The 13,860-nt window shown below is 58.0% G+C and carries 11 protein-coding genes and 1 pseudogene; all 12 read left to right on the top strand.

Annotation, left to right across the window (positions count from 1 at the left end; all coding sequences use genetic code 11):
• Positions 1–36: 36 nt before the first annotated feature.
• The 12 genes and pseudogenes from leuB (at position 37) to K4O48_RS12430 (ending at position 13,796) form a co-directional block, all read left to right on the top strand.
• Complete coding sequence (gene leuB / locus K4O48_RS12480) at positions 37–1,119, top strand: 3-isopropylmalate dehydrogenase (protein ID WP_222908633.1); 1,083 nt, start codon at positions 37–39, stop codon at positions 1,117–1,119.
• Between the two features lie 174 nt (positions 1,120–1,293).
• Positions 1,294–2,406: an aspartate-semialdehyde dehydrogenase gene (asd, locus tag K4O48_RS12475; RefSeq protein ID WP_222908631.1), complete on the top strand. Its 1,113-nt coding sequence runs from the start codon at positions 1,294–1,296 to the stop codon at positions 2,404–2,406.
• Positions 2,407–2,712: 306 nt separating this feature from the next.
• Positions 2,713–2,811: pseudogene (locus K4O48_RS20505) on the top strand (hypothetical protein); the annotation flags it as partial.
• Positions 2,812–2,961: 150 nt separating this feature from the next.
• On the top strand, positions 2,962–5,646 hold the full coding sequence (locus tag K4O48_RS12470; protein ID WP_222908630.1) for a FimV/HubP family polar landmark protein: 2,685 nt from the start codon (positions 2,962–2,964) through the stop codon (positions 5,644–5,646).
• Positions 5,647–5,648: 2 nt separating this feature from the next.
• On the top strand, positions 5,649–6,521 hold the full coding sequence (gene truA / locus K4O48_RS12465) for a tRNA pseudouridine(38-40) synthase TruA (RefSeq protein WP_222908628.1): 873 nt from the start codon (positions 5,649–5,651) through the stop codon (positions 6,519–6,521).
• A gap of 125 nt (positions 6,522–6,646) precedes the next feature.
• A complete protein-coding gene (locus tag K4O48_RS12460; protein WP_222908627.1) occupies positions 6,647–7,270 on the top strand; it encodes a phosphoribosylanthranilate isomerase in 624 nt (207 codons plus the stop codon).
• A 223-nt stretch (positions 7,271–7,493) separates the two neighbouring features.
• Positions 7,494–8,387: an acetyl-CoA carboxylase, carboxyltransferase subunit beta gene (gene accD / locus K4O48_RS12455; protein ID WP_222908626.1), complete on the top strand. Its 894-nt coding sequence runs from the start codon at positions 7,494–7,496 to the stop codon at positions 8,385–8,387.
• Positions 8,384–9,688, top strand: a complete 1,305-nt coding sequence (folC, locus tag K4O48_RS12450; protein ID WP_222908624.1) for a bifunctional tetrahydrofolate synthase/dihydrofolate synthase — start codon at positions 8,384–8,386, stop codon at positions 9,686–9,688. Before accD ends, folC begins: the two co-directional genes overlap by 4 nt.
• Positions 9,681–10,304 carry an SPOR domain-containing protein gene (locus K4O48_RS12445; protein ID WP_260523624.1) on the top strand — a complete coding sequence of 208 codons (624 nt, stop codon included), beginning with the start codon at positions 9,681–9,683 and terminating at the stop codon, positions 10,302–10,304. The genes folC and K4O48_RS12445 overlap by 8 nt, the downstream gene beginning before the upstream one ends.
• A 128-nt stretch (positions 10,305–10,432) precedes the next feature.
• Positions 10,433–10,945, top strand: coding sequence for a CvpA family protein (locus tag K4O48_RS12440; protein WP_222908623.1), 513 nt, complete (start codon positions 10,433–10,435; stop codon positions 10,943–10,945).
• Between the two features lie 87 nt (positions 10,946–11,032).
• Positions 11,033–12,538 (top strand): amidophosphoribosyltransferase, encoded by a 1,506-nt coding sequence (purF, locus tag K4O48_RS12435; protein WP_222908621.1) that lies wholly within the window; start codon positions 11,033–11,035, stop codon positions 12,536–12,538.
• Positions 12,539–12,584: 46 nt separating this feature from the next.
• Positions 12,585–13,796, top strand: coding sequence for an O-succinylhomoserine sulfhydrylase (locus tag K4O48_RS12430; protein ID WP_222908620.1), 1,212 nt, complete (start codon positions 12,585–12,587; stop codon positions 13,794–13,796).
• Positions 13,797–13,860 lie beyond the last annotated feature (64 nt).

The raw sequence follows: 13,860 nt of genomic DNA, 5'->3' as shown, positions 1-13,860 counted from the left end.
CCGGCCGCGATGTGACTCCCCTATAAGGAATACCAGATGTCCAAACAGATTCTAATTCTCCCCGGCGACGGTATCGGCCCGGAGATCATGGCCGAAGCGGTCAAGGTACTGCAGCTGGCCAATGACAAGTTCCAGCTGGGCTTCGAGCTAAGCTACGACGAGTTGGGCGGCGCAGCGGTCGACAAATATGGCGTGCCGCTGGCGGACGAAACCCTTGAGCGCGCGCGCGCTGCCGATGCCATTCTGCTTGGCGCCGTGGGCGGCCCGAAGTGGGACACCATCGATCCTGCCATTCGCCCTGAGCGCGGCCTGCTCAAGATTCGCTCCGAACTGCGGCTGTTCGGTAACCTGCGCCCGGCGCTGCTCTATCCACAACTGGCCGATGCGTCCTCGCTGAAGCCTGAGATCGTGGCCGGGCTGGATATCCTGATCGTTCGCGAGCTGACCGGTGGCATCTATTTCGGCCAGCCGCGCGAAAGCAAGGTGCTGGAGAACGGCGAGCGGATGGCGTACGACACGCTGCCGTACAGTGAAAGCGAGATCCGCCGTATCGCCAAGGTCGGCTTCGACATGGCGATGGTGCGCAACAAGAAGCTCTGCTCCGTCGACAAAGCGAACGTACTCGCATCAAGCCAGCTCTGGCGCGCCGTGGTGGAGGAGGTCGGTAAGGACTATCCGGAGGTCGAGCTCAGCCATATGTATGTCGACAATGCCGCAATGCAGCTAGTGCGGGCACCCAAGCAATTCGACGTGATCGTTACTGACAACATGTTCGGCGACATTCTGTCGGATGAGGCTTCCATGCTGACCGGCTCCATCGGCATGCTGCCGTCCGCGTCTCTCGACTCGAACAACAAGGGTATGTTCGAGCCCTGCCATGGCTCGGCGCCGGATATAGCGGGCAAGGGTATCGCTAATCCGCTGGCCACGATTCTTTCCGTTTCGATGATGCTTCGTTATAGCTTCAATAAGGCGGCTGCCGCCGACGCGATTGAGCAGGCCGTCAGCAATGTGCTCGACGAGGGGCTGCGCACGGGTGATATCTGGTCCGAAGGCTGCCAGAAGGTCAACACCCAGGTGATGGGCGACGCAGTAGTCGCGGCGCTCGCGAAGCTGTAATCTCTCTGGCCCCATTGCACCAGCCGTTGGTAGAGCTTGCGGGCGACGGCTAGGCGAATACGCCGAGTAATGGCGAGGCGCTACTGCTAGACAGCGCGCCCTCGCCATCGAACCTGAGAGCAATTTTTAGTTATCGACGGCCTGCCTGGCAGGCCACATATATAGGTAGTTGCGATGAAACGTGTAGGTCTGATCGGTTGGCGCGGCATGGTTGGTTCCGTGCTCATGCAGCGGATGCTGGAAGAGCGGGATTTCGACCTGATCGAGCCAGTTTTCTTTACCACTTCCAACGTAGGTGGTCAGGGTCCGTCTGTCGGCCATGACACCGCGCCGCTGAAAGATGCCTACAGCATCGACGAACTGAAAACCCTAGACGTGATATTGACCTGTCAGGGCGGCGACTACACCAGCGAAGTCTTTCCCAAGCTGCGTGAAGCGGGCTGGAAGGGGTACTGGATCGATGCGGCGTCTACGCTGCGTATGCATGACGACGCAGTGATCGTGCTCGATCCGGTCAATCGTAAAGTGATCGACCATCAGCTCGATGCGGGCACCCTTAACTACATCGGCGGTAACTGCACTGTCAGCCTCATGCTGATGGGCCTTGGTGGTCTGTTCGAAAATGGCTTGGTCGACTGGATGAGCGCCATGACCTATCAGGCCGCGTCCGGCGCGGGTGCTCAGAATATGCGCGAACTGATCCGGCAGATGGGTACCATCAATGCCTCGGTTGCCGATGAGCTTGCCGACCCGGCCAGTGCGATCCTGGATATCGATCGAAAAGTAGCCGAGTGTCAGCGCTCCGAAGCCTTTCCAGTGGATCACTTCGGCGTGCCGCTGGCAGGCAGCCTCATTCCTTATATCGACAAGGAGCTGCCAAACGGACAGAGCCGCGAAGAGTGGAAGGCGCAGGCGGAAACCAACAAAATTCTTGGCCGCTTCAAGAGCCCAATACCGGTGGACGGGATCTGTGTGCGTGTCGGCGCGATGCGTTGCCACAGCCAGGCATTGACTATCAAGCTCAATAAAGATGTCCCTATTTCGGATATCGAAGGCATGATCAGCCAGCACAATCCCTGGGTAAAGCTCGTCCCGAACCACCGTGATGCGAGCATGCAAGAGCTCAGTCCAACCTCTGTAACCGGCACGTTGAGCGTTCCGGTGGGTCGTTTGCGCAAGCTGAACATGGGCTCGCATTATTTGGGTGCGTTCACCGTGGGCGATCAGCTGCTCTGGGGCGCTGCCGAGCCGCTACGCCGCATGCTACGCATACTGTTAGAGCGGTAATCGCGGACGAGTTATGTCTAGAAAGCGCCTCGGTGTATCCGCGGCGCTTTTTTATTGCGGTCTGCAATTGTTTGACTTGCTGCTACGAAACGGCAAAACGGAATAGATCGCGGCGCGGTTCGTCGGGTTAAGCCGAGATCACTCTTCTACCCAACCCGTTTCGGCTACAGTGGCGCCCGTTCGGATGGTATGCCTCGAGCAACGTGGTGGGTTTTGACCGCTTAACGCTAACGACACCGCCGGGGGGCGATTAGCCAAAGGGCGTATGCACTTCGCCAGCGACGCTAATCTGACTTACTTGAGGTGTGTAGGCCTAATTTGTGGATTGTGTCTGATAACGTGCCAAAAGGCGCGGCGGGCCATGCCGCGTGGTCTGGTGAGTTGTTGATAAAACACTATCTGTAAAAGATACTTGCTGGAAATTCGAAGAACTATTCTAGCTGACGACGCTGTTTAGGCTTATCGCTGACGGGGGACCGCCACCTGGCGGGCAGGCAGCGAATATAAGACCCTCTCGAAGATCCGAGAAAAGTTAAAAAACAAGGGATTTACATAATGGTTCGGGTTCGCAATCTGGTGCTGGCAATCGCGGCTGCTACCGCGCTGACTTCCGAAATGGCTTATGCGCTGGGGTTGGGAGAGGTCACGCTTAAGTCCGCGCTGAATCAACCACTGGTGGCTGAAATCGAACTGCTGGACGCGAAGACGCTGGCGCCGGGCGAGGTGGTTCCGGTGCTGGCATCCGCTGAGGATTTCAATCGGGCGGGGGTGGATCGCCAGTATTTTCTAACCGATCTCACCTTTACTCCGGTTCTGCGCCCAGATGGTAAAAGCGTCATACGAGTGTCCTCCACCAAACCGGTTCGCGAACCCTACCTGAATTTCCTTATCGAGGTGCTCTGGCCAAGCGGTCGACTGCTGCGCGAGTACACCTTGCTGCTCGATCCCCCGCTTTATTCACCAGAGATCGCTGCTTCCGTTGCGCCCCAGTTGCCCGTTTCGGTCCCGGCCACTCGCTCTGCGCCTGTGCCACGCGCAGCTGTACAGCCTAAGTCGGCGCCGATTACCGGTTCCGCTCAGCAAGGCGAGCACAAGGTAACCCCCAACGAAACGCTTTGGGAGATTGCTGAAGGTGCGCGTCAGGGCGGCACCGTGCATCAGGCCATGTTGGCCATTCAGGATTTGAACCCTGATGCGTTTATCGGCGGCAACATCAACCGGATGAAGAATGGACAAGTACTTCGCTTGCCGACTGCCGAGCAGGTTGGGAGTCGTTCGCAAGCTGAAGCGATTCAGCAGGTAGCGCAACAGAACGCAAGCTGGCGCCAGGCTGCGAGTGCTGCTGCAACGGGGGCGCGTCAGATTGATGCTACCCAGCGCGGCGCGGCAGGAGAGGCGCCGTCTCGCAGCGAGCAAGGCGACAGTCTCCGATTGGTCGCGCCAGAAACTGGCGAGTCCACCACAGGCAGCGATACCGGGACTGGAAACGACGCAGCAGCATTGCGTGACAAGCTCGCTGTGACAGAAGAGAGCCTCGACTCGAGTCGCCGTGAGAATGTAGATCTCAAGGATCGGCTGAGCGACCTCCAGGGCCAGTTGGATAAGCTCCAGCGCATTATGCAGCTCAAGGATGATCAGCTAGCCAAGCTGCAGGCGCAATTGGCGACTGGGGCGGAGCCAGGAGCGGACGCACCGACACCGGTTGACTCATCGATGGAGGAGGGCGGAGCAGAGGCCGGCATTACGCCCGAAGCGCCGGAGTCTGCCGCTGAAACAAACCCCAAGCCTGAGGTTGACGCTTCGGTGGTGCCGGAAGCTCAATCGAACGTGACCGAACGCCCAGAGCCGGCCGCCGAGGCACCCACCGTTGTAGCCCCGGCAGCGCCCGAGGTTGCTACCCAGGAGCCGGAAGACGGTAGCTACGTTGATGAGTTATTGGCCAATCCTGTGATGCTCGGCGTTCTGGGTGGCAGCGCATTGCTGCTTCTGCTGATCGGGCTGATGGCGTTGTCCCGTCGCAACGCCATGAAAGAGGCTGAGCTTCAGGAAAGCCTGCTCGCTGACAGTGAGCCAGATACCTTTTACATGGCGCAGCAGGACCTCGGTTCGTCGGGTGCTGAGCCAGCCGATCATGGCATCGACCAAGAAGCTGATAGACAGTCGGTTGACTCGCTGGCAGGAAGCGGTGCCGATCCTCTTGCTGAGGCTGATATCTACATTGCCTATGGTCGTTTCAATCAGGCCGCTGACCTGTTGCAGAGCGCTCTCAACGATGAGCCGCAGCGAAGTGATTTGCGTCTGAAGCTCATGGAAGTTTACGCCGAGCTCGGCGATCGTGAGGGCTTTGCTCGGCAGGAGGCGGAACTGCGCGATATCGGTGGCTCTGCCGCGGCTATCGATCAGACAAAAGCTAGGTATCCGGCGATGGCCGCGGCGGCCGCTGCAGGTGGCGCGGCCGCTGCCGCTGCAACCGATGCCGATTTCGATAGCTTCAATCTAGACGATCTCGAGCTTGAAGCGCCGTCGCCTGCCGTAACGCAGGTTGCTGACGATAACTTCGGTCTCAGCTTGGATGATCTCGAACTGGACGACGGGCTGACAGATGCCCAGGTCGCGCCGTCTCGTGAGGTGACGTCGGAACTCGATGTGCTCGATTTTGACAAGTTCAATCTTGAAGCAGCTTCTGAAGAGCAATCAGCCGATGACTTCTCTTTTGAGTTGGACGAGTCGCCCAAGTCAAATGAGGTTTCTCTCGATGAAGAATTGGCTGGCTTCTCGCTGGATCTCGACGAGGACTCAACGACGTCCGGTGAGGGCGATGTGCTGAGCCTTGACGAGCGTTTCAGCCCTGCACAACCCACAGACATGCCGGACGAATTTGACCTGTCGCTTGAAGATGACGCCAGTGCAACCCCTGGCCCGGACAGCTTTTCCTCGGAACTGGAAGAGGTCGAGGCTGAACTTGATAACTTGTCTCGCGACGTATCGGAGCCATTCAGTCAGCCTGAGTCGCTATCCCCGACTTCAATCGCGCCTGTCGAGTCTGCTTCTGATGCATCGGATGACGATTTTGACTTCTTCTCCGACACGGATGAAACCACCACCAAGCTAGACCTCGCACGGGCTTACATCGATATGGGCGATGCGGAAGGCGCTCGCGATATTCTTGATGAGGTCATGAGCGAAGGAAGCGATACCCAACAGCAAGAGGCGCGAGACATGCTCGCCAAACTCGCTTAACCATGATTGATGCAGTACCAGACGCGGCAGCCCCATCGGCTGCCGCTGACGTTTTCAGAATAGCGCTCGGCGTTGAATACAAGGGCTCTCGGTACCGAGGGTTCCAGAGGCAGCGGGATGGTGTGCCATCTATCCAGCTGTCTTTGGAGCGCGCGCTGAGCAAAGTGGCGGGCGGACACCCCGTCGTACTGAGTTGTGCGGGGCGCACCGACGCGCTCGTTCATGCCTGTGCTCAAGTGGTGCATTTCGACACGCCGGTAGCACGTTCGATGCACGCCTGGGTAATGGGGGCAAACATGAACCTGCCTGGCGACATTAGCGTGACATGGGCCAAAACGATGCCGAAGAGCTTCGACGCGCGCTTTAGTGCCATGGCGCGTCGTTACCGCTACGTAATCTATAACGATCAGATTCGACCCGCGCACCTCGCCGAAGAAGTGACCTGGAACCACCGGCCGTTGGATGTCAGCCGTATGCGCGAAGCGGCCAAAGCATTTGTTGGCACTCATGACTTCAGCGCGTTCCGGGCGCGTCAATGCCAAGCGAAATCGCCAATCAAAACTATCCACCATTTGGAACTGCTTGAGCACGGGCGCCTTATCGTGATTGACGTCCGTGCTAATGCCTTTCTCCACCACATGGTGCGTAATTTTGCTGGCGTACTGATGACCATCGGTGCGGGCGAGCGGCCAGTAGAATGGGCGCGAGAGGTGCTGGAGTCGAGAGTGCGGCGAACGGGTGGCGTGACGGCGCATCCGTATGGTCTGTATCTGGTTCAGGTGGACTATCCTGAACAATTCGAGTTACCCGCTCGCTATCTTGGTCCGCATTTCCTGTCTGGCCTGCCAGATGTGAGAACTTGCGAAACTGACTGACGACCTGTTCGATCGTGAGGGGAGTGTGTAAACGCCCCTTTCCTTCGCTTAACGGCCAAGTGAAGCAGGTTGCAGCCTGTAGCGCTTTTGTTACCATCCGGGTCTTCCGTAACAGGTACCTGCCGTTGCCTATCGTTCGTAGCAAAATATGTGGAATCACCCGCGTTGAGGATGCGCTTATCGCGGCTGAAGCCGGAGCGGATGCGATCGGTCTGGTGTTCTATGCCAAAAGTCCTCGGGCCGTAAGTATTCAACAGGCGCGTGCCATTGTTGCTGCTTTGCCGCCTTTCGTTACTACGGTTGGCTTGTTCGTCAACGCCTCGCGTTGCGAGCTCAACGAAGCGCTCGATGCCGTGCCGTTGGACGTGTTGCAGTTTCATGGTGATGAGATGCCGGCCGACTGCGAAGGTTTTCATCGTCCGTGGTACAAGGCGCTGCGGGTCAAGGCGGGCGAAGACATTCGGACGCAGGCTGCCCGGTACTCCAGGGCAAGCGCCATACTTCTCGATACGTTCGTTGCGGGCGTGCCAGGTGGGACGGGCGAGGTGTTTGACTGGTCGATGATTCCAGTGGATCTGCCCAAGCCTTTAATTCTGGCGGGCGGGTTGAACCCGAAAAATATTCAGCGGGCTATGGCCGAAGTACAGCCCTTCGCCGTGGATGTGAGCGGCGGAGTGGAGGTGCGCAAGGGTATCAAGGATGCCGAGAGCGTACGGGAATTCATTCGGCTGGTTAGAGAGGCGATGTGACGAGCTGGAGTTCATTGCCGTCCAGTTAAACACCCGTTGGATGGTGAGCCACCATTGATGACTGCTCTGTTGGGCGGTGGGCTAAATATCAGCGACAGCGCCCTTTAGGGCTATCGCTTGTGCGACGCTGTTGAGCTCCGATTGGAGTCCGGTCGCAACAAAGAGAATTATGCCGGCGTGCAATTGTTACGCGCGGGACTGACAAGCTGTGGAGAATAAAAGCATGAGCAACTGGCTGGTAGATAAGCTGATCCCTTCGATCATGCGCTCGGAAACGCAGAAAAGCTCAGTGCCCGAGGGTTTGTGGCATAAATGCCCGTCCTGTGAGGCAGTCCTGTATAGGCCAGAGCTCGAGAAAACTCTCGATGTCTGCCCAAAATGTCAGCATCACATGCGTATCGACGCGCGAGCTCGTTTAGACATCTTTCTTGATAAGGAAGGGCGAGAGGAGCTTGGTGCGGAACTGGAGCCTGTCGACCGTCTTAAGTTTCGTGACAGTAAAAAGTACAAGGATCGCCTGTCCGCTGCACAAAAGCAGACGGGCGAAAAGGATGCGCTTATTGCCATGCGCGGGACTTTGATGCATATGCCGGTGGTGGCCTGCGCGTTTGAGTTCTCCTTCATGGGTGGGTCAATGGGGGCGATCGTTGGTGAGCGCTTCGTTCGAGCTGCTAATGCTGCGCTTGAGCAACGCTGTCCGCTGGTTTGTTTCGCTGCGTCCGGCGGTGCTCGGATGCAGGAGGCGCTCATTTCGTTAATGCAGATGGCCAAGACGTCCGCTGTGCTGGCCCGTATGCGCGAAGAGGGCTTGCCATTCATTTCCGTTCTGACCGACCCGGTTTATGGTGGCGTATCGGCAAGTCTGGCCATGCTCGGGGACGTAATCGTCGCAGAACCCAAAGCGTTGATTGGCTTTGCTGGTCCGCGCGTAATTGAGCAGACGGTTCGAGAGAAATTGCCTGAAGGATTCCAGCGCAGCGAATTCCTGCTTGATCACGGTGCCATCGACTTGATTGTTCCTCGATCCGAGCTTAGAAGCCGCCTCGCACGTCTTCTCGCACAATTGCAGCAACTGCCTACCCCGGCAGAACCTGCGCGGGTAACGGCCGACGCATGACCCGGCGGAGCCTGCAAGACTGGCTCGATTATCTCGAGCAGTTGCATCCCACAGCGATCGAGATGGGGCTCGATCGCTGTCACGCGGTGGCGACCACGCTTGGCCTTACACGTCCCGCCGCTCAAGTCGTTACCGTTACTGGCACAAACGGCAAGGGCTCGACCTGCGCGTTTATCGCCAACATGCTGGCCGGGCAGGGCAAGAGGGTGGGCGTATACAGCTCGCCCCATCTGCTGCGCTACAACGAACGTGTTCGCATTAACGGAGACGATGCCACCGATGAGTCGCTGTGCGAGGCGTTCGAAGCAGTCGAGCGCGCACGTGGCTCGGTTTCCCTAACTTATTTTGAGATGGGCACGCTCGCCGCTTTTTGGCTTTTCGAGCGTGAGCGCCTTGACGCAGTAGTGCTTGAAGTCGGACTCGGTGGCCGTTTGGATGCGGTTAACCTGGTCGACGCCGACGTCTCCGTGGTAACCAACATCGGCCTGGACCATGCCGAATGGCTGGGCACGACGCGGGAGAGCGTGGCGTTCGAAAAAGCCGGGATCTTTCGTCCCGCTAGACCTGCCATATGCGGTGATACTGCGCCCCCCGACTCCATGATGAACAGCGCGATTCAGTCCACCGTGCCGTTGTTCGTACGTGGCCGTGATTTTGATTTGGAGCGAGCAGTAGACTGCTGGCACTGGCACGGCATGACACAAGCGGGCCGTACGCTAGAGCTTAAAAATCTACCGATGTTGCCGTTGCCTCTGGAAAACGCGGCGGTGGCATTGCAGGCGTTTGCAATGCTCGAGACGGCCTGGCAGCCGGAGCAGCTCACAGAGGCGCTACGGAGCACCCGTGTAACCGGCCGGCTAGACCGTCGTGTGATTCGCTGGGGTGGTAAAGAGTTGTCGGTGTTGCTGGACGTTGCGCACAACCCGCACGCCGCTGGCTATCTGGCTCGTGAGCTTGGGCGGCATGAGAGGGCTGAACGCCGACACGCCGTATTTGGCCTGCTGGCCGACAAAGATCTTCCCGGCGTGATCGAAGAAATGTTGCCCGTTGTCGCTAGCTGGGCAGTGGGTCCATTGCCGACGCCTCGTACGCGGACCGCTATCGAGCTCAGTGCGGCATTGATGGAACGCGGCGCGCCCGTCACTATTCATCCGGGAATCGCACAGGCGCTAGAGGCGCAGTGCAATAAGGCGGACGATGGAGACGAGATCGTACTGTTCGGATCTTTTTATTGCGTGGCTGAAGCGCTGGCTTGGCTTGATCGGCACGCAGCGAGTGGAGGGCTAGGTCGTGGTGGATAAAGGATTACTGCAGCGTATCGTCGGCGCGCTGGTGCTTGTTGCGCTGGCGGTGATATTCGTTCCGATGCTTTTCAATCGCGAAGATGCTGGTCGGCAGGTTGCGGTAGACGCGCCGGAAATGCCTGATGCGCCAGCCGTGCCTGTGATCGAGACACAGCCTGTCGAAGTGCCGGAGCCTGAAGTCGAGCCATTTCCCGAAGAGTTCGAAATCATCGAAGAGGGACCTCAGGCCGCCCAACCAGAATCCCCGGTAGCACCCATCGAGCCGGCGCCGGTACTTACTGAGCCAGAACCCGCATCAGAACCGGCTCCTGCTCAAGTAGGTAACGCTTCCACGCGTCAAACCCCGGAAGAAAAACGACTTGATACAGCGAACCTGCCGGTTAGTTGGTCCGTACAGCTGGCCAGCCTTTCCAGTCGCGAAAATGCCGAGAAGCTGCAGCAGACGCTACGCTCGCAGGGATATAACGCCTATATCCGCACCGCCGATGGGATGAATCGGGTTTTCGTCGGGCCTCTAGTGGAGCGGGCGGAAGCCAATCGTCTACGTGACCAGCTGCAGCGTCAGCAGAAGCTGGATGGTTTTGTCGTACGCTTCAAACCAGAGCAAGGCTGAGCCTGCTGCTTCTTAAAGGCGAAGCTCAATTCACTTCAACCGCCTGTGCTCAAGAGAGGCGCTTAACGCTTACTCCGTAGCGGGTGCTCTGTTAAAATGCGGCGCCTTTCTCCTGTGCAGGAAACCCTGTGACATTCACCTGGGTCGATTGGGCGTTTATCGCCGTTGTTGTGATCTCCAGCCTGATCAGTCTGAAGCGCGGTTTCGTCAAAGAAGCGCTCTCACTGCTCACCTGGATCGTCGCTGGCGTTGTCGCCTGGATGTTTGGCGGTGCGCTGTCTCATCATCTCGCCGACTTTATCAGCACACCTTCTTTTCAGGTCATCGCAGCGTGCGCAATTCTTTTCATCGTGACGTTGCTGGTAGGCGCGCTGATCAACTTTCTCATCGGTGAGCTGGTTCGTGTTACCGGGCTTTCCGGCACGGATCGCTTTCTTGGGATGGTTTTTGGCGCAGCTAGAGGCGGACTGCTAATCGTGGTGTTGGTTGGTCTGCTCAGCCTGGCGCCTGTACAGCAGGATCCATGGTGGCGTGAGTCGACGTTGCTGCCGCATTTTCTGCTGGTAGCGGATTGGTCGAAGAACGTGATTCTAGGGTTCGGTAGTCAATGGGTAGCCGGCTCACTCGACGCTTCCGGCTGAAACGAACACTTAAAAAAACGGGTATGCCTCGGTCTGTTGGCCGTTGGCACATCCGGACCAGCCTGTACCAACTGAGAGGTTCCTTGCATGTGTGGCATTGTCGGCATTGTCGGTAAGTCGAACGTCAATCAGGCGTTGTATGACGCGCTTACCGTCTTGCAACACCGTGGTCAGGATGCAGCCGGAATCGTAACCAGTGATGGCGGCAAGCTGTTTCTGCGCAAGGATAACGGGCTGGTTCGTGACGTATTTCAGCAGCGCCACATGCAGCGTCTGGTCGGCAACATGGGTATCGGTCACGTCCGCTATCCCACCGCGGGCAGCTCCAGCTCGGCCGAAGCGCAACCGTTTTACGTGAACTCTCCTTACGGGATCACTCTGGCGCACAACGGCAACCTGACCAATGTTGATCAGTTGACCAAAGAAATTTACGAATCTGACCTGCGCCACGTAAACACCAATTCCGATTCGGAGGTGCTGCTTAACGTCTTTGCCCATGAACTGGCTGTACGCGGCAAGCTTCAGCCCACTGAAGAGGACGTTTTCGCCTCTGTGGCCAAGGTTCATGAGCGTTGCGTAGGAGGCTATGCGGTGGTGGCCATGGTGACCGGCTATGGCATCGTCGGTTTCCGTGACCCTAATGCGATTCGGCCTATTGTGTTCGGGCAGCGCCATACCGAACACGGCGTTGAATACATGATCGCCTCCGAAAGCGTCGCGTTGGACGTTCTCGGTTTTTCGCTGATACGCGATCTTGCGCCGGGTGAGGCGGTTTACATCACTGTGGACGGCAAGTTACACACGCGCCAATGCGCCACGAATCCCCACTACGCGCCCTGCATTTTTGAACACGTCTACCTGGCTCGCTCGGACTCGCTGATGGACGGCGTTTCGGTGTACAAAGCGCGCCTGCGAATGGGCGAGAAGCTGGCGGACAAGATTCTCCGCGAACGTCCGGAACACGATATCGACGTGGTCATCCCGATTCCCGACACAAGCCGTACAGCGGCACTGGAGCTGGCTAACCGACTAGGCGTCAAGTTCCGCGAAGGCTTCGTCAAGAACCGCTATATCGGCAGGACCTTCATTATGCCGGGCCAGGCGGCGCGCAAGAAATCCGTACGACAGAAGCTCAATGCAATCGACCTGGAATTTCGTGGCAAGAACGTCATGCTGGTCGATGACTCCATCGTACGCGGGACGACGTGCAAGCAGATTATCCAGATGGCGCGCGAAGCAGGCGCCAAAAACGTCTATTTCTGTTCCGCCGCGCCCGCTGTTCGATACCCGAACGTCTATGGCATCGACATGCCCAGTGCACACGAACTCATCGCACATAACCGCAGTACCGAGGAGGTTGCAGAGCTGATCGGTGCTGACTGGCTGATCTATCAGGACCTGGATGAACTCATTGATGCGGTTGGCGGCGGCAAGGTGAAGATAGAAAACTTCGATTGCGCGGTGTTTGATGGCAAGTATGTGACCGGTGATATCGACGCGGTGTACCTGCACAAGATCGAACAGGCACGTAACGATCTGAGCAAGACAAAGGGCGTTGCGGGCAGCGCCATAATCGACCTGTACAACAACTGATCGGCAAGCCGGCCGCGCCGCCGGCTCGTCCAAGGTGAATAAGACTATGGCAACTGACTGGGACGCTGGCCGGCTGGACAGTGACTTGACCGACGTAGGCATGGATACGCTCGCCGTTCGTGCGGGTCAGCATCGCTCTCCTGAGGGTGAGCATGGCGAACCGCTGTTCTTCACGTCCAGCTATGTGTTCCGAAGTGCTGCCGACGCCGCAGCGCGTTTCGCTGGCGAAGTGCCGGGGAATGTCTATTCGCGCTATACCAACCCCACGGTCCGGGCATTCGAAGAGCGTATCGCCGCTATGGAGAGCGCCGAGCAGGCCGTGGCCACGGCCTCAGGCATGGCCGCAATCCTGGCGACGGTGATGAGCCTGTGCTCGGCGGGTGATCACGTCCTGGTTTCTCGCAGTGTATTCGGTGCAACCGTCTCGTTATTTGAAAAGTATCTAAAGCGCTTCGGGCTAGAAGTCGATTATGTGCCCCTTACGGATGTAGCCCTCTGGGAGCCAGCGTTCAAGCCGAACACTCGGCTGGTCTTTGTTGAATCGCCTTCCAATCCGCTGGCTGAGCTGGTTGACATCGAGGCCCTGGCAGCGCTTTGCCATGCGAAGGGCGCAATGCTCGCAGTCGACAACTGCTTCTGTACACCGGCCTTGCAACAGCCGCTGGCGCTCGGGGCCGACATCGTCATCCATTCGGCAACCAAGTACATCGATGGGCAAGGTCGTTGCCTGGGCGGTGTAGTGGCCGGCAGAGCGGAACAGATGAAGGAGGTCGTTGGCTTTCTTCGCACTGCAGGCCCGACGTTAAGTCCGTTCAATGCTTGGGTCTTTCTCAAGGGACTGGAAACGTTGCGGTTGCGCATGCAAGCCCATTGCGCCAGCGCACAGGCGTTGGCTGAATGGCTCGAACAGCAGTCGGGTGTGGAGAAGGTCTACTACGCCGGACTGCCCAGCCACCCGCAACACGCGTTGGCGAAACGGCAGCAGAAAGGTTTCGGTGCGGTGCTGAGCTTCGAGGTGGCGGGGGGGCGTGATGGTGCGTGGCGTTTCATCGATGCCACCCGGCTGATCTCCATTACGGCCAATTTAGGCGACAGCAAAACCACTATTACGCACCCGGGGTCGACCACTCATGGGCGGCTCTCGCCTGAAGATCGAGCGACTGCTGGTATTCGCGACAGCTTGATTCGCGTTGCGGTTGGCCTGGAAGACGTGGCTGATCTCAAAGCCGATCTCGCCAGAGGGTTAGCTGCGCTGTAAGGGTAGTCGGTTAGCCGGTCTCGCTGGAAAAACCCTGCCGATTCGGCGGGGTTTTTGTTTTATG

The sequence above is a fragment of the Pseudomonas sp. DNDY-54 genome, assembly GCF_019880365.1.
Classification (GTDB): domain Bacteria; phylum Pseudomonadota; class Gammaproteobacteria; order Pseudomonadales; family Pseudomonadaceae; genus Stutzerimonas; species Stutzerimonas stutzeri_P.
The sequence above is the reverse complement of the archived record's forward strand: the minus strand, read 5'-3'. Positions and strand labels throughout refer to the sequence as shown.